Origin of the sequence: Pandoraea commovens, assembly GCF_902459615.1 — a bacterium.
Taxonomy (GTDB): Bacteria; Pseudomonadota; Gammaproteobacteria; order Burkholderiales; family Burkholderiaceae; genus Pandoraea; species Pandoraea commovens.
Map to the genome: position 1 here is coordinate 559,509 of NZ_CABPSA010000001.1, position 14,723 is coordinate 574,231.

General features: G+C 60.8%; 17 protein-coding genes and 1 pseudogene. 13 read left to right on the forward strand and 5 right to left on the reverse strand.

Features of this window, described 5'->3' with window-relative positions:
- Window positions 1-106: 106 nt before the first annotated feature.
- Window positions 107-424: a putative holin gene (locus tag PCO31010_RS02465; RefSeq protein ID WP_150662839.1), complete on the forward strand. Its 318-nt coding sequence runs from the start codon at window positions 107-109 to the stop codon at window positions 422-424.
- A complete protein-coding gene (locus tag PCO31010_RS02470) occupies window positions 421-1,101 on the forward strand; it encodes a transglycosylase SLT domain-containing protein (protein WP_150662840.1) in 681 nt (226 codons plus the stop codon). Before PCO31010_RS02465 ends, PCO31010_RS02470 begins: the two co-directional genes overlap by 4 nt.
- On the opposite strand, the gene PCO31010_RS26560 is transcribed toward PCO31010_RS02470, so the two are convergent.
- The gene (locus PCO31010_RS26560) at window positions 1,059-1,385 is read right to left on the reverse strand and encodes a hypothetical protein (RefSeq protein ID WP_174984234.1); all 327 of its coding nucleotides are present in this window, start codon (window positions 1,383-1,385) and stop codon (window positions 1,059-1,061) included. The two genes, PCO31010_RS02470 and PCO31010_RS26560, sit on opposite strands and share 43 nt — an antisense overlap.
- A 148-nt stretch (window positions 1,386-1,533) precedes the next feature.
- On the opposite strand from PCO31010_RS26560, the gene PCO31010_RS26565 reads away from it, so the two are divergent.
- The 9 genes and pseudogenes from PCO31010_RS26565 to PCO31010_RS02515 form a co-directional block, all read left to right on the forward strand.
- Window positions 1,534-1,680 carry a hypothetical protein gene (locus PCO31010_RS26565; protein WP_174984237.1) on the forward strand — a complete coding sequence of 49 codons (147 nt, stop codon included), beginning with the start codon at window positions 1,534-1,536 and terminating at the stop codon, window positions 1,678-1,680.
- Complete coding sequence (locus PCO31010_RS02480) at window positions 1,673-1,900, forward strand: TraR/DksA C4-type zinc finger protein (protein WP_150662842.1); 228 nt, start codon at window positions 1,673-1,675, stop codon at window positions 1,898-1,900. The genes PCO31010_RS26565 and PCO31010_RS02480 overlap by 8 nt, the downstream gene beginning before the upstream one ends.
- Window positions 1,897-2,181, forward strand: a complete 285-nt coding sequence (locus PCO31010_RS02485; RefSeq protein ID WP_246184408.1) for a hypothetical protein — start codon at window positions 1,897-1,899, stop codon at window positions 2,179-2,181. Before PCO31010_RS02480 ends, PCO31010_RS02485 begins: the two co-directional genes overlap by 4 nt.
- Window positions 2,182-2,184: 3 nt before the next feature.
- The gene (locus tag PCO31010_RS02490; protein ID WP_150662844.1) at window positions 2,185-2,682 is read left to right on the forward strand and encodes a DUF1804 family protein; all 498 of its coding nucleotides are present in this window, start codon (window positions 2,185-2,187) and stop codon (window positions 2,680-2,682) included.
- Window positions 2,683-2,688: 6 nt separating this feature from the next.
- Window positions 2,689-4,305: a phage terminase large subunit gene (gene terL, locus PCO31010_RS02495; RefSeq protein ID WP_150662845.1), complete on the forward strand. Its 1,617-nt coding sequence runs from the start codon at window positions 2,689-2,691 to the stop codon at window positions 4,303-4,305.
- On the forward strand, window positions 4,295-5,824 hold the full coding sequence (locus tag PCO31010_RS02500; protein WP_150662846.1) for a phage portal protein family protein: 1,530 nt from the start codon (window positions 4,295-4,297) through the stop codon (window positions 5,822-5,824). The genes terL and PCO31010_RS02500 overlap by 11 nt, the downstream gene beginning before the upstream one ends.
- Window positions 5,825-5,872: 48 nt before the next feature.
- Window positions 5,873-6,238, forward strand: coding sequence for a Gp49 family protein (locus PCO31010_RS02505; RefSeq protein ID WP_150662847.1), 366 nt, complete (start codon window positions 5,873-5,875; stop codon window positions 6,236-6,238).
- Between the two features lie 23 nt (window positions 6,239-6,261).
- Window positions 6,262-7,494, forward strand: coding sequence for a phage head morphogenesis protein (locus PCO31010_RS02510; protein WP_150662848.1), 1,233 nt, complete (start codon window positions 6,262-6,264; stop codon window positions 7,492-7,494).
- Window positions 7,495-7,696: 202 nt separating this feature from the next.
- Window positions 7,697-8,182 (forward strand): annotated as a pseudogene (locus PCO31010_RS02515) (dihydrodipicolinate synthase family protein); the annotation flags it as partial.
- Between the two features lie 25 nt (window positions 8,183-8,207).
- Here PCO31010_RS02515 and PCO31010_RS02520 read toward each other — a convergent pair.
- Window positions 8,208-9,845 (reverse strand): methyl-accepting chemotaxis protein, encoded by a 1,638-nt coding sequence (locus PCO31010_RS02520; protein ID WP_150662849.1) that lies wholly within the window; start codon window positions 9,843-9,845, stop codon window positions 8,208-8,210.
- A 325-nt stretch (window positions 9,846-10,170) separates the two neighbouring features.
- On the reverse strand, window positions 10,171-10,692 hold the full coding sequence (locus PCO31010_RS02525; protein WP_217426124.1) for a DMT family transporter: 522 nt from the start codon (window positions 10,690-10,692) through the stop codon (window positions 10,171-10,173).
- Window positions 10,693-10,801: 109 nt separating this feature from the next.
- On the opposite strand from PCO31010_RS02525, the gene PCO31010_RS02530 reads away from it, so the two are divergent.
- Window positions 10,802-11,701, forward strand: coding sequence for a LysR family transcriptional regulator (locus PCO31010_RS02530; protein ID WP_150662851.1), 900 nt, complete (start codon window positions 10,802-10,804; stop codon window positions 11,699-11,701).
- A gap of 16 nt (window positions 11,702-11,717) precedes the next feature.
- Here PCO31010_RS02530 and PCO31010_RS02535 read toward each other — a convergent pair whose 3' ends face one another.
- Complete coding sequence (locus PCO31010_RS02535) at window positions 11,718-12,395, reverse strand: HD domain-containing protein (protein ID WP_246184409.1); 678 nt, start codon at window positions 12,393-12,395, stop codon at window positions 11,718-11,720.
- 68 nt (window positions 12,396-12,463) lie between these two features.
- Entirely contained in the window at window positions 12,464-13,249 is a 786-nt protein-coding gene (locus tag PCO31010_RS02540) for an IclR family transcriptional regulator (RefSeq protein WP_039398139.1), read from the reverse strand.
- Between the two features lie 127 nt (window positions 13,250-13,376).
- Between PCO31010_RS02540 and PCO31010_RS02545 the strand changes: the two genes are divergently transcribed.
- A complete protein-coding gene (locus PCO31010_RS02545; RefSeq protein ID WP_373275311.1) occupies window positions 13,377-14,720 on the forward strand; it encodes an MFS transporter in 1,344 nt (447 codons plus the stop codon).
- Window positions 14,721-14,723: the final 3 nt, after the last annotated feature.

Sequence of the window (14,723 nt, forward strand, 5' to 3'; positions counted from 1 at the left end):
TGGTGAAACGTTTCATAATGCCCTAGCGTCCCCCAATCCGTAACCTGAGGTCTCAGGTTACGGGTGCCACCTTCACGAGTGCACCCCGAGTCATGGAGTGCTCTACGTGAAACTGTCTCGCCTCAAAACCCCGCGCCTCACCGTTTGGCTGCTTGCCAGTATCGTGCTGGCCGTTCTGGCCTACATCACTCGGCAGTCCGATCCGCTACTCTCGATCACGTTCTACAAGGCCCATCTTATGTCGCTCGGCGGCTGGGGCGGCTACTGGCTTGATCGACTGATCTTTCCCTACGCTCGTCCGCATGAGTTCCTGGACGACTGCGATGTCGACGGAAAGCAGTGCGTCGATGGATTTCAGGCGGCATCCTTGCGTCGCGCGATCATCGTCGCAGCCAGCCTGATCTGCGTGGGCCTCGCCGCATGATTTTCGATCTGATCATGCGCGCCGTGCGTGAAGACACCTTGCGAGCGTTTCGTGCACTGCTCGCAGCTCTCGCTGCGCTCGTCCTCATTCTTGCGATCACAGTGGCAGGCTTGGTGGCTTCGACGCCCTCGCATGCACAGGTGCCTCAGGACGCAGCTCGTTATCGCCTCGACCTTCGCCGCCAGGCGCAGCTCGTCTGGGGCATCGACGCACCTGTTTCCACGTTTGCCGCTCAGATTCATCAAGAAAGCCGATGGCGCGCTGACGCAAAGAGTCCTGTCGGTGCCGAAGGTCTGGCCCAGTTCATGCCGTCGACCGCGAGCTGGATCAGCGGTGCATACGCAGGCCTTCGCGAGAACGATCCATTCAATCCCACCTGGGCGCTACGTGCGCTCGTCACTTACGACAAACACCTTTATGACCGCGTGAAGGCCGCAAACCACTGCGAGCGCATGGCGTTCGCGCTGAGCGGCTACAACGGCGGTCTCGGCTGGGTCTACAAGCGGCAAAAGCTGTCCGGATTCCCCGACTACTGCCTGGCAAAAACATGCGACATCAATCCTGGGATAACACCTGGTAATCAGCGTGAAAACGCTGATTACCCGCGCCGGATCTTGATGCAGCACGAACCGCTTTATGTGCGCGCTGGCTGGGGCTTGGGGAGTTGCACGAAATGAATATTGAACTTCCTGACGTCAAGCCTTTCGTTCGCGTGATCCTCATCGTCCTCGCAGTACTCGCACCAATCGCGACGCACCTCGCGGCCTATCTGGTCGGGCGCGCTGACGGGAAGAGCGTTTCGGCGGATGAGCGACTGGCCGACGCACAACGCGCTTACCAGGCCGACCGAAACCGGGTCGAGGGTGACATCGAGCGAGGCCAAAAAGCCGGCGTACGTGCGGACAAGAGCGCACAGCGTGTCGATCGCTATTACAAGAAACTCGAAGAGGAAGCCCGCCATGACGCGACTGCTCCTATTGACGATTACGTGTTGCCTAATGAGCGCCTGCAGCGTTGGCGTGCCTCCAATGCAGGCCCCTTTGCGAGTGCCCCCACCGCCGAACCTGACGCGAGCCCCCGAGCCTCTTCCGCAACCGCAGAGCGGGCAGATGAAGGATCTGGAGGCCAATCACCGTGATGTCGCGCAGCTGTACTACCGCCTTGCCGCACGGTTCTGTGGAGTGCTGCAAGCGATCGACGCAATGCCGGCGGAATGCGAGCCGTATCTACTGAAGGACGACAACAACAATGAATGAACGTCAGTTCGAGCTGGCGCAGCAGTTAGAGCAGGCGCAGCGAGACGACGCGATCGCGCTCGCACGCGCCCAATGCCGGGGATCCGGCACATCGGAATGTGTCGATTGCGGCGTAACGATCCCCGCCGAGCGACGCGCATGCGTGCCATATGCCACGCGCTGCACGGAGTGCCAGGGACAATTTGAAGTGCGGAGAACGGGGAATCCACGATGGGCATGAGTGACACCAACGACCAAGTGCTTATTGCGCTCGGGAAAATCCAAGGGGAGCTGAGCGGCATTCGCGCAATGGTCCAGAGCGGTCAGATGGCCACGAATCAGCGCATTGATGACCTAAAAGGGGCCGTCACCGACCGTATCGACGGGCTCGAAAATCGGGTGAGCAAACTGGAAGGCGATCACGGGAAGCTTGTCGTCAAGACTGCGGGCATGGGCAGCATTGCGGGTGTCGCGATGGTCGCCTTAGGCGAGATCGTGCGGCAGTTTGTGACCAAGGGCTAAAGCATGGCTCACGACCCGAAGACTCGCAACCAACTTCGCGCGAAATACCTGCAGGGCATGCCCCTCACGACGGCTGCCGACGTCTGCAAGGTGTCTTACCAAACCGCACGGAACTGGAAGCGAGCGGCAAAAGAAGCGGGCGACGATTGGGATATCGCTCGCTCGGCCCAGCGCATGTCTCGCGGCAACATCGAGAACATGACGAGCCAAGTGGTCGAAGAGATGTCGGTTCAGTTTCTCGCTACTCTCGAAGAGCTCAAGAACAACAGCAAACTGCAGCCGGTTCAAAAGGCCGACATTCTCGCTCGCCTCTCAGACAGCTTTATCAAGACCGTCAACGCGGCTGGTCGCTCCAATCCTAAGCTGGCCACGCTGTCGGTTTGCATGGACGTGCTGCGAGACTTTGCCGCGTTCGTGCAGGCGAAGTACCCGAAAGAGCACGCCCGGTTCATCGCATACCTGGAAGAGTTCGGCCAGGAAGTCGCGAAGAAGTACTCCTGATAGAAGATGCCCAAAAAATCTAACGCCGCCGAACAGTTCCTGAAGGAGCTGATGGCATTCACCGATGACCAGCGCAGGCTGATTGAAGCCGCGTGCGACGGCTTCACGCCGAACGAAGATGCGCGCCTGGAGCGCCGCATGCGTGTTTTCGCAGGCGACTATCGGTTCTTCTTCCAGACGTATTTTCCGCACTACAGCAACAGCGCCGAGTCGTCGGTGTTCCATGACTGGTGTTTCGACAACCTGCCAAAGCGCGTAGCCGCCAAACAAGGAAAGCTGATCAATCTGTCTGCGCCGCGCGGTGAGGCCAAGTCAACCCTGGTCACGCAGGTGTTCACGTTGCTTTGCATCGTGCGCCAGTCCAAGCACTTCATCCCGATTGTGATGGACAGCAGCGACCAGGCGCAGATGATGCTGGAAGCGATCAAGGTAGAGCTAACGGACAATCCACGCCTGGCGATGGACTTTCCGGAGCACGTCGGAAAGGGCCGCGTGTGGAACGTGGGCGTTGCGTTGACTGCTACGGATATCAAGCTGCAGGCATTCGGCTCGGGCAAGCGCATGCGCGGCATTCGGCATGGCCCGTTCCGTCCGGACCTGGTGCTCCTGGACGATATTGAAAACGATGAGAACGTCCAACAGAAGACCCAGCGTGACAAGCTCGAACGTTGGCTCAAGAAGGTCGTGATGCCGCTCGGCCCGCCGGATGGTTCGATGGACATCATCTATCTGAACACGATTCTGCATTACGACGGTGTGGCCAACCGTGTGCACCGTAGCCCGTTGTGGGAGTCCCGGAAGTTCCGGGCCATCATCGAGTGGCCCAAGCGTATGGACCTTTGGGAAAAGTGGGAGGAAGCGTTTCTCAACGAAGGCGAGGAAGCTGCAGACGAATTCTATGAGCAGCGCCGCGCCGAAATGGACGATGGCGCAATCGTTTCCTGGCCGAGTATGCGGCCGTTGCTGCGCCTGATGAAGATTCGTGCGAACGATCATCATGCGTTCGATTGCGAGTATCAGAACGATCCGACGAACAGCGAAGACGCCCCGTTCCAGAAGCTCGTTTTTTGGGTCCACCCATCGGATGCATGGATCTTCTACGGGGCCCACGATCCGTCAATGGGCAAACGCAACAAAGGCCGCGACCCTTGCGCGTGCCTAGTCGGCGGACTCAACCGCAAAACAGGCGTTCTTGATGTGGTCGAAGCGAAGATCGCACGCATGGTGCCAAACCTGCAGATCGAAACGATGATCAGCTTCCAGGAGGAATATCGCTGCCTAGTTTGGGGCATCGAGATCATCCAGTTTCAGGAGTTTTTCAAGGACGTTTTGGTCGAGCGGTCGCGAGAGCGAGGCGTCCCGATTCCGGCGCGTGGCATTCGTTCAGACGAAGACAAGGATTTGCGGATCCTATCGCTACAGCCTCACACCGCGAACGGCACAGTGCGGCTTCACAAAAACCAGACAGTGCTGATTGAGCAGCTGACGCATTACCCGGAGGCCGACCACGACGATGGTCCGGACGCGCTGCAAATGCTCTTCATGCTCGCGTACTCGGGACTGGGCTCGGTCATTCCCAAAATCAAATTCGGCAAGCGAAAGGTGTCTCTCTATGGGGCTTGATATCAAAGGATTCGCGCGCTCAGTGCGTAACGCATTCGGAAAGCAGGCGGCTGCGGCCGATTCGGATCCGAATTTCTTCGGCAAGCTCCATATGCTGCCGAACCCGGATCCGGTGCTTCGCGCGATGGGTGTCGCAGACACGGTTTATGCGTCGATCCTGGCCGACGCTCACGTTATCGGCGAAGTTCGCTCTATTCGTGGTGAGTTTCGCGGTATGGACTACCGCATCGTGACGTGGGCAGAAGATGACGCAAAAGCCCAACAAGCGCGGGACTTGTGTGAGCAGTGGATGCAGAGGTTTCAGCCGAACGGCGTCGTTACCGACTGGCTTGAGGTCATGTGGCAAATGCTCACAGCCATTTTCACCGGCTATCGCGTGCACGAGCTGGTGTGGAACAACTGGGACGGCTTTATCGTTCCAACGAGTGTCATTGACCGGCCGAACCGTCGTTTCGGTTTTGATGTCGACGCTCAATTGATGCTGAAGACCCGATCGGAACCGGTCGGCGCTGTGGTGGAAGACCCGTATCGCTTCATCGTGTCGCGCCATATGGCCACGATGTCCAACCCGTACGGATCCGCACTCCTGTCCGGGTGTTTCTGGCCGTGGACCTTCAAGACCGGGGGCTGGAAGTACTTCGTGAAGTTCTGCGAGCGCCACGGGCTGCCGTGGCCCGTGGCACGTTACGGAATGGGCGCGACCGAAGGCGAACAGGAAGAACTGGCGCGGGCGATTGAGGCCATGATTGACAGCGGATATGCCATCGTCCCTGAAGGAACTGGCGTGGAGCTGTTGATCGCAAACACCACCGGCTCGATGCTGCCGCAGGAATCGATGATCAACGCGGCCAACCGCGAAATGTCGAAGTGCCTTACCGGCCAGGCAATGCTCGCTGAGCTGCAAAACGTCGGAGCGCGCGCCGCCACCGAGACTGCGATGACGCGGCAAAGCAATATCAACGATTCCGATCGCGATATTGCGTCGGCATCGATGTCACAGATTTTCAGGTGGATTACGACCTTCAATTTCGGTGAAGACGTACCGTCGCCCGAGCTGGAGTTCTTCCAGATCAACGCGGCCGGCAAGGATCGCGCCCAGACGTACCAGATCGCCGCGAACATGGGCGCACGTCCGTCTCGTAAGGCAATGCTCGAAGAGTTGAATATTCCGCAGGCGACGGAAGAAGGCGACGCGCTCATGCCGATGGACAGCCACCCATCGGAGGCTGAGTTCGCGGCATCAGACGACGCAGCCGTTTTTGCATCAGCTCGTGCCGAAGATTCTCGCGTGCGCGCGGCGTCCGACGCGGCCGACGCGGCACTGAGTGCGGCTGTAATCGAGCCGATCGCCCGCATGCTGGAGCAAGCCGAGCGCGACGGGCTGTCGCTGGCGGATATTCACGTAAAGCTGACGCAATTGGTCGGCGAGATCGACAACTCCGAGCTCATCACGATCATGCGACAAGCGCTGGACTGGTCAGCGACCCAGGGCTATGTCGACTCGTCAAGCGAAGGCTGACATCCCCCCGTTTGATCGGGGTTTCAAGCACCATTAAAGGAGATTTCCATGAACGATAAAGCCGTCGAACAACTGATTCAGGAGACGGGGAAGACCGCTCCCCGACTGACTCCCGCCGATATCGAGGCGACCATCATTGATGAGGTGTATTTCACCGCCGAGCAAGGATATCAGCGCGCCAACGAAGACGAAGGCATCCCCGCCGGTTCGTACTCGGCGTTGGGTGTTCTGACCATCTGCGTACTGCGTCTGCGTAACGGTTTCACCGTGACAGGCGAAAGCGCATGCGTGAGTCCGGAGAACTTCGACGTTGAAATCGGTCGCAAAATCGCTCGGCAAAATGCGGTGTCCAGGATCTGGCAATACGAAGGCTATTTGCTTCGTCAACGGCTGCATGACCAAGCTGGCGCGTAACCTCTACCTCCTGGCTCACCAATATGGATGTTCAACCTTTCGGCGTACGTGCCGACAATGCCATCGCAAACCTGCGTGACAAGGTTCCCGTAGCCACGGATCGCTGGAATGACATGCTCGGGCCGATGCATGCCACGGCTTTCACCGTCGCGGGCGCACCGCTCGACGTGGTCAAGGACATCCAGGCCGCGCTGGTGCGTGCGCAGGAAGCCGGTACGACCTTGTCGCAGTTCCGCAAAGACTTCGACGCGACGGTACAGCGATCAGGCTGGGCTTATCGTGGCTCGCGCGGCTGGCGCACGGAGTTGATTTTTCGGGCGAACATGCACTCGGCCTATATGGCCGGGCGTTGGCAGCAAATCGTTGAGAATGCTGACCGCCGCCCGTTCCTTGAATATCGGGCTGTGCTCGACAGCAAGACTCGGCCTCAACATCGTGCGTGGAATGGCACAATTTTGCCGGTCACGTCGCCGTTCTGGCGAACGCATTACCCTCCATGCGGCTGGAATTGCCGATGCACAGTACGTTCATACTCCGAGGCTGAAATGTCGACGGCCGGCAAACAGGCGTCGAACGAACCCGACGTCCGTTATCGGCTGATCACCAACGCCGACGGTGAAGTCACCGATCGCGTGCCTCAAGGGATTGATCCCGGCTGGGATCACAACGTCGGCCAGTCCTGGCTGGGGCCGGATATGGCACTTGGCCAGAAGCTGGCGAGCCTCCCGGTGGACATGCAAAACAACGCGATCATGAATTCGGTCGGCCTTGAGTATCGCAATGCGATGCGGCAGCGCTGGAGTGATTGGCTTGATCGGCCGGTGACGTCAACCCAAGTGGCAGAGCCTGCGGTTGCCGGCTTTATGGAAGCCGAACTGCCGGCGATCATTGCGCAGGAGTTCCCCGCGTACTCGACGGAATCGCTTGTCGCGGTCGCCCAGGCGGGGGCGGACGAAGCCATCGCGTCGGCCGGGGAAATGGCCGCGCTGTCGAGCTGGCCCCGCCCGTGGCAGGAGCGCGTGCCCTCGCTGCTGTGGGATTACAAGGCTGTGCTGGTCGACACGACAGATAACGGGGCAACTCCGCTTGTCATTCTTGTGCCAGACGGGAAGATCGCGGGGAAACAGCCTGTCATTCGGCTGCGACTCGACCAGGTTTCGAACGGGAATCAAACAGGAACCGGAATCGAACTCGGGACAATGGACCCGGCCGAGATGTCATCGCCTCGATTCCGGGTCGTTGGCGGCTCACTTTGAGCGATCAGTGGATGTGTTCTTGGCAGATGCCGGACGAATTATTGGCGAAATTGTCGTCGGATTTTGTTAGTTTTTGGGTCAAATTAAACGTCTGATCAACAATTTGACTTATCCACAGCCCGAGGACCACCCGACAAGGCTTTTCGGGCATTTTTCGACCTTTTTAGACCTTCCTGGAGTAGGTCAATCTAAACAGTCCCCCTCTTTAGAGACATTGCTCACGCTGGCCGGTCACGCCAACATTCGTGGCATCAAGGATTGCGGCGGCAACGCGCACACGACGCAGGCATTGATCGCCGATGGACGTCTGTCCGTCCTTGCGGGCGAAGATCATCAACTACTGTCGACACTGACGATGGGCGGCCACGGCGCGATTATTGCGTCGTCGCATTGCCGTCCGGCCCATTTCGCGGCGCTCTATCGTGCCGTACGCGCGCAGCAACTCGACGTCGCGCGCGTGCTCTTTCATGCACTCATGCCAGTCGTGAAGTTGCTGTTTGCCGAAGCGAACCCCGGTCCGGTGAAGGCGTGGCTCGCGCGTGAAGGCTGGCTGGAAGACGTGCTGCGCGCGCCGATGACGAGTGCATCACCGGCGCTTGCGCAGCAGTTAGTGGATGCGGTCGCCGCCATCGACACTGCGTTCGGTGCGAAGGCAGCGCAAGGGGCCGCGATCGCCGACGCCGCCTGACGGGAAGACGGCGATGGGCGCGTCGTCAGGCGACGACGCGCAGATGCCTGTCGTCGGGTGCGGCGAGCCTCGGCGTCATGGACACGGGATGGTGCGCAAAGTCACCGTGCGCAACGACGCCGCTGTCCACGCGGAACTTCGACGTCTCGCTCACGAGGTCGGCGGCCTGCTGACGCATATGCTCAGCCGCCGCCGCAGCCTCCTCGACGAGTGCTGCGTTCTGCTGCGTCACCTGATCCATCTGCGCGACGGCCTGATTGACCTGTTCGATGCCACGTGCCTGCTCATCGCTCGCCGCCGCGATTTCGGTGATGAGTTCGCTCACACGACGCACGGACACCACGATCTGATCCATCGTGCGACCGGCGACTTCCACACGCGACGAGCCGTCCTGCACCTGCTGAACCGACGCCGCGATCAGTTCGCGGATGTCCTTGGCGGTGCCCGCCGAGCGCTGCGCCAGCGTACGCACTTCACCCGCCACGACAGCGAACCCGCGACCTTGCTCGCCCGCACGCGCAGCTTCCACCGCCGCATTGAGCGCGAGAATGTTGGTCTGGAAGGCGATGCCTTCGATAGCAGTGATCATCTCGCTCATACGTGCCGAGGCGCTGGCCATGGCCTGCATCGTCTCTACGACGGCGCGCACGCTGCTTGCCCCGGCATCCGCCACGCCCGACGCCTCCTGCGACAGACGCTTCGCTTCGACGGCATGCTCGACGTTCTGACGCACGGTCGACGTCAGTTCTTCCATCGACGCCGCCGTCTCCTCAAGCGAGGCGGCTTGCTCTTCCGTACGCTGCGACAAATCAGTGTTGCCCTGCGCGATCTCACGCGCGGCGGTGTCGATGGCACCCGATGCGCCCTGAATGTTGCGCACCAGATGACTCAGTTGTGCGATGGCCGTGTCCAACGCGTTGGCCATCTCGCCGATTTCGTCGCGGCTTGCCACTTGCACGCGATGCGTCAGATCGCCGTTGGCGAGCGCCGAAGCCCCTTCCGAGACGGCACGCACCGGACGCGTCACCGAACGCGCAATCGCCATACCCGCCACCACGGACAACGTCACCGACAGCAATAACGTCGCGAACAGCCAAACGCGGGCGGACAGATAGGCGTCGTTAGCGTCGGCCGCTTCCTTCGCGCTCACCGCCTTGCCAACGCCCATCAGGTCGTCGAGTGGCGAGAAGAACGCCAGTTGCGCCTTCTGGAGACTGCCCAGCAGTTGCGCCTTGGCACCGGCGTAGTCGCCGTTGTGCACGAGCGTTTTGAACACGTCAAGTTGCTTGCCGTACTCCGCGCTGGCCTGCGTGAGCGTTTGATAGAGCGCCTTGCCTTTCTCCGTGTAGAACATCGTCGCCATGCCCTCGATGCTCTTCAGGTTCGCCTGACGCAGCTCCTCGATCTTCTTCAGGCGCGTATCGAGCTGCGAAGCGTCTTCGGACATCGCAATGTCGCGCAGCAGCACAGCCACATAGGCCGCGCGATCCTTCAGGTTATGGAATTCGAGAATCTTGTTGTTCAGGTCGGACACGATGAGTTGCGTGTTCGTGTCCATCGTCGCCATCTTCGTCACGGCGACGACCGCCACGACCAACAGCATGAGAACGTTAAGGGAAAAGGCGGCGGCGAGCCGTTTGCTGATACTCAGATTCTTGAACATCGGTGGTTGCGCGATTCGTCCTGGGGGTCTTGGTTTCGCCCTGCCGCCGGCACGCGCGGCAGGTCACTGTCTCTCTGCGTACCGCTTTCGGTACCTCTGACGAGACTTAACGAGTGCTTTTCACGAAACTTGAGCCTTGCCGCGACAAATTCGCGCGACACCCCGCAAACGCCCGCCAGGCAGGGCGTTCCACTGGTGGAAAAGCGCACCAAAATGGGGTCCTAACAACGCTAATTGCGTATCCACCAAATATATCAAGCCACCTGATTACATCGACGTTGAGCGCAATGCCGAACGGGTGACGACGATGCGGGTTGCGTCCCTCTCAGGAAACGATGGACTTCGCCGCGACCGCCCCTGTCGCCCCCGTTGATGCCGCGCGCGTTCCCCATTGCACGACGAGCATGCCCAGGACAATGAGCGCCACGCCTGCGATACGCGCGAGATTGACGGGCTTGGCGGCAAGTCCCATCAGCCCGAAGTGGTCGATGATCAGCGACGCGACGACCTGCCCCGCCACAACACAGACGATGAAGTTCGCCGCCCCCAGACGCGGCGTGAGCACCAGCGCCGCCGTGATGTAAGCCACGCCCGCAATACCGCCGATCCACAGCCACCACGGCCCGCGCGCGGCGGCGCCAATGTCCGGCAACCCGGCGCGCATGCCGATCAGCACGGGCAGCACAACGATAAGACTCACGAGCAACGACGCCACCGTCGCCCACAGCGGATGACCCAGTGCGCGCCCAAGCGCTGCGTTGCTGCCAGCCTGAAACGGGACAACAGCACCGGCCAGCATCGCGATGACGAGCGGCAGCAAGACTGTCGCGGGGATTTGGGGTGTCATTGATGCATTCATGAAGTGACCTCTTTATTCGTAAAAATCGCTTGCCTTCAGCATGAGTCATCCATTTCAATAATGGAAATTCTAATTCGTCACATAAACTATTCGTTACATGGATGACCTGCGTCGAATCGACCTCAATCTGTTGCTGACGCTGCACGCCTTGCTCGCGGAGCGCCATGTGTCGCGCGCAGCGTTGCGGCTGCATCGCAGCCAACCGGCAGTAAGCCACGCGCTGGCGCAACTTCGCGGCATCTTCGATGACCCGCTGTTGGTACGACGCGACGGCGGCCTCGCATTGACTTCGCGAGCGCTGGAACTACAACGTCCGCTTGAAGACGCCCTCGACCAGTTGCAAGGGTTGCTGCACGCGCCGGCGTTCGATCCACGCCGGGCGAAGCGGACCTTTCGTATCGCGCTCTCCGATTACGGCTCGCGCGTCTCGCTGCCTCAACTCACGCGACGCGTGCGAGAGCAAGCACCGGGCATCGACCTTGCGGCAACGCAAGCAAGCCGCGAAGCGATGCTCACCCAGCTACTCGACGGTGAAATCGATCTGGCGCTGGGTGTGTTTCACGAATTTCCGGGGGAATTGGAGACGCAGACGCTGTTCGAAGAATCGTTCATCTGTCTGGCGGATCGCACCACGCTGCCTGCGCGCGGTGGTCTGACGATGGCGGCATGGCTGGCGCGCCCGCATGTGCTGGTCGCGATGCGTCCGGGGGCGGACAACGAGATCGATCAGGCACTTGGGGAGCTGGGACACACGCGGCGCGTAGCCGTCACGCTGCCGCACTGGAGCATCGCGCCGGAGTTGATTGCGGGGACGGATCTAATTCTGACGGTCGCGCAAACGGCCGTCGCGCATCTGCGCCACGACCGCCAGTTGCGCCGCTTCGCCGCGCCGTTTGCGGTACCGCCTTTTCTGTTTCAGGCGGCTTGGCATGCGCGACGCGATGTGGACCCCGCGCATCGATGGCTGCGCGAACAGATCGCGGAGATCTGCCGCTAGAATCCGCCGTTAGACGTCAGTGATCTTCGAGGAAGCCGCTGTCGATAGCGTCGGCGATCATCCGGTGGGCGAGTTCTCCGAGCGCGGGGGACGCGTCGCCGATCACATGCATCAGCTTGCGCACTTGCGATGCTTTGATCGAGCGCTCGGCCCAGACGCGACCGTGCGTGTGATAGCTGTGCAGCAGCGGCTGGAGCCGGTCCATCGCGCGCGCGAACTTGGCGTCCACCGTCTCGCGCGCTTCGAACTCCTCCCACAGCGCGCGATACGATTTCGCCTGATCCACGGGCAACAGATTGAAGATGCGCTCGGCCGCCGCCTGCTCGCGTTCGTGCTGATCCTGCGCGGCCACGGCGTCGTAGGCATAGGTGTCGCCAGCATCGATCTCGACCAGATCGTGGATCAGCAGCATGAGCATGACGCGGGCAATCTGCGTGCCCTGTGGCGCATACTCGGCCAGCACCGTCGCCATCAATGCCATTTCCCAACTGTGCTCGGCATCGTTCTCGAAACGCTTTCCGGTGATCAGCAACGTGTTGCGCCAGGTCTCTTTGAGCGCATCCACTTCGCGCATGAACAACAACTGTGCTCTGAGACGAGCGGGCACATCGATCCGGCTGAAATCGCTCGGAATGTTCACGCTCGCCGCCTCTGGTTCCGCGTGCGTTGCATCGCGCTGATTACGCATGTCCATCTGATACTCCATTGGGTAGCCCACGATTATCGCCGCGATTCCCGTTCACGGCGCATCAGCGTGAGTGCTTATCCCTTACCCAGCGGCGGACGGCTCGGAAAGCCCGCCATGTTGCTCAGTTGTGCCAGCTCGTTGGCCGCTTCGAGCATCAGCCCGGAGAACTCGTGAATCTTCTTCGCCGTGAGCCGCACCCGGGGCGCTGCGAGACTGATGACCCCCACGCAACGCGAGCCGCTCACGACAGGCACCGCCACCGCCGCCATGCGTGGTGCGAAGACTTCGTCGATCATCGCGTAACCCCGCACGCGCGCGGCGTGCAGAAAACCCAGCAATGCTTTGAGCGTCGTCGGCGCATTCGGTCCGAACTCGTTCGGTTGTCCGAAGCCTTGCTTGAGCACGAGCGACGCCGCCTGTTCGTCGGTCATCGTCATGAGCCACGCATGGCCCGTGGACGTGCAGGAGAGTTGCGCTGCATGTCCCATGTCCGGGTCGTAGCGAAAGCCCGTTCGCTGACCGTCGGCGCGGCCCACCCAGATGATGGCGTCGCAGTCGACCAGCGACAGACGCACCAGCCCGGCCGTCTGCGCAGCGAGACGTTCGATGATCGGCTGTGCGATGTCCGCGATGCCCGTCAGACTCAGAAATTCGAGCCCGTTCGACGTCATGCGCATCGTGAGGATGTAACGGCCGTGATCGACCAGTTGCCTGACGTATCCGCTCTCGACCAGCTCGGTCAGCACGCGGTGACAGGTGCTGCGCGGCAGTGACAGCGCTTCGGCAATCGCGACAAGGCCCGCGCCCTCACCTTCCGACGCCAGCAAATCGAGAATTCTCAGCCCGTTTTTCAGTGACATCGACGTCATCTTCCATAATGTGGAATGGAGTTCCGGTCTGGAACGACCTCTCCGGTGCGCGCAAACAATAGCACTTGTTCGTCGCCAGAAACGAACGTTTCAATATATCGAGAACTCAGGAGACAACATGTCAACTTTGGTGGATTCGGACCTGAACGTGGAAGCACAATCCACGCAGGCCCAATTGATGGCGCGTCGGGCGGTCGCGGGGGCAACGGTCGGCACCGCGCTCGAATGGTTCGACTTCGCACTCTACGGTGTGGTCGCGGCCACGATCTTTCCCAAGCTGTTCTTCCCGTCGCTCGATCCGACGGCGTCGCTGCTCGCCTCGCTCGCGAGCTTTTGGGCCGGACTCGCCGCACGCCCGCTCGGCGCAGTGATCTGCGGCATGCTTGGCGACCGCTGGGGACGTCGCAAGCTGATGCTGATTACCGTGTCGGTAATGGGCGCTTCGTCGTTTCTGATGGGGCTGCTGCCCACGTACGCACAGGTCGGCATCATTGCACCGACGCTGCTCGTGACGCTGCGCATCATCCAGGGCTTCGCGCTTGGTGGCGAATCGACCGGCGCGCAACTGATGGCCGTGGAGCACGCGAGCGCCGAGCGGCGTGGGTGGTATTCCGGCTTGCTGGGCATCTGCTCGCCGCTGAGCCAGATCCTCGCCAACTTCTCGCTCTTTGCGCTGGCCGGTCTGCTCTCGCCGGACGCCTTCGAATCGTGGGGATGGCGCGTGCCGTTCCTCGCCAGCTTCGTGCTGGTGCTGCTGGGGATCTACATTCGCCGCAAGGTCAGCGAGACGCCAGCGTTCGAAGCGCTCAAGAAAAACGGGCAGCGCACCCGCGTGTCGAACCCGCTCGGCATCGTCTTCAAACATCACTGGCGTACGGCGCTGCGTCTGACGCTGTTCTTCTGCGGACCCGCTGCACTGTTCTATCTGATCGTGGTGTTCTCGCTCAGCTATCTCACCAAACAACTCGGCGTGCCCAAGCAAACGGGGTTCATGCTGTTGATGGTGGCGAACGTCTGCGCCATCGTAGGCGCGCTGGCAGGCGGCTATCTGAGCGACCGGATCGGACGCAAGCGCGCGCTGCTGCTCGGTTCGTTCTGCACGTTGGTCTGCTGCCTGATCTACTTCCCGATTTTGGGTCAGAACTCGCTGCCCCTGACGATGATCGTGATGGGCGCGTTCCTCGGTTTTACGCAGTTCCAGAGCGGCATTCAACCCGTGTGGTTCGCGGAGTCCTTCCCGACCGAAGCCCGTTACACCGGTTCTGCCCTGTCGTACTCGGGGGCCAATCTGCTGACGGGCGGACCGATGCCCATCGTTGCCGTGGCGCTGCTGGGCGCCTTCAACGGTTCGCCCTGGGCCATCGTCGCAGTGTGCGGTTCGCTGAATCTGCTTTCCTTCCTGATGATCGCCATCTCGCCCGAAACGAAGGGCACGCCCCTGGACCGATCATCCACTCACTGACGT

What these genes read in the sequence shown, in the direction of transcription:
- PCO31010_RS02470 (WP_150662840.1), top strand. Translation starts at nt 421, where the DNA reads ATGATTTTCGATCTGATCATGCGCGCCGTGCGTGAAGACACCTTGCGA.
- PCO31010_RS26560 (WP_174984234.1), bottom strand. Translation starts at nt 1,385, where the DNA reads ATGGCGGGCTTCCTCTTCGAGTTTCTTGTAATAGCGATCGACACGCTG.
- PCO31010_RS26565 (WP_174984237.1), top strand. Translation starts at nt 1,534, where the DNA reads ATGAAGGATCTGGAGGCCAATCACCGTGATGTCGCGCAGCTGTACTAC.
- PCO31010_RS02480 (WP_150662842.1), top strand. Translation starts at nt 1,673, where the DNA reads ATGAATGAACGTCAGTTCGAGCTGGCGCAGCAGTTAGAGCAGGCGCAG.
- PCO31010_RS02485 (WP_246184408.1), top strand. Translation starts at nt 1,897, where the DNA reads ATGAGTGACACCAACGACCAAGTGCTTATTGCGCTCGGGAAAATCCAA.
- PCO31010_RS02490 (WP_150662844.1), top strand. Translation starts at nt 2,185, where the DNA reads ATGGCTCACGACCCGAAGACTCGCAACCAACTTCGCGCGAAATACCTG.
- terL (WP_150662845.1), top strand. Translation starts at nt 2,689, where the DNA reads ATGCCCAAAAAATCTAACGCCGCCGAACAGTTCCTGAAGGAGCTGATG.
- PCO31010_RS02500 (WP_150662846.1), top strand. Translation starts at nt 4,295, where the DNA reads ATGGGGCTTGATATCAAAGGATTCGCGCGCTCAGTGCGTAACGCATTC.
- PCO31010_RS02505 (WP_150662847.1), top strand. Translation starts at nt 5,873, where the DNA reads ATGAACGATAAAGCCGTCGAACAACTGATTCAGGAGACGGGGAAGACC.
- PCO31010_RS02510 (WP_150662848.1), top strand. Translation starts at nt 6,262, where the DNA reads ATGGATGTTCAACCTTTCGGCGTACGTGCCGACAATGCCATCGCAAAC.
- PCO31010_RS02520 (WP_150662849.1), bottom strand. Translation starts at nt 9,845, where the DNA reads ATGTTCAAGAATCTGAGTATCAGCAAACGGCTCGCCGCCGCCTTTTCC.
- PCO31010_RS02525 (WP_217426124.1), bottom strand. Translation starts at nt 10,692, where the DNA reads ATGACACCCCAAATCCCCGCGACAGTCTTGCTGCCGCTCGTCATCGCG.
- PCO31010_RS02530 (WP_150662851.1), top strand. Translation starts at nt 10,802, where the DNA reads ATGGATGACCTGCGTCGAATCGACCTCAATCTGTTGCTGACGCTGCAC.
- PCO31010_RS02535 (WP_246184409.1), bottom strand. Translation starts at nt 12,395, where the DNA reads ATGGACATGCGTAATCAGCGCGATGCAACGCACGCGGAACCAGAGGCG.
- PCO31010_RS02540 (WP_039398139.1), bottom strand. Translation starts at nt 13,249, where the DNA reads ATGTCACTGAAAAACGGGCTGAGAATTCTCGATTTGCTGGCGTCGGAA.
- PCO31010_RS02545 (WP_373275311.1), top strand. Translation starts at nt 13,377, where the DNA reads ATGTCAACTTTGGTGGATTCGGACCTGAACGTGGAAGCACAATCCACG.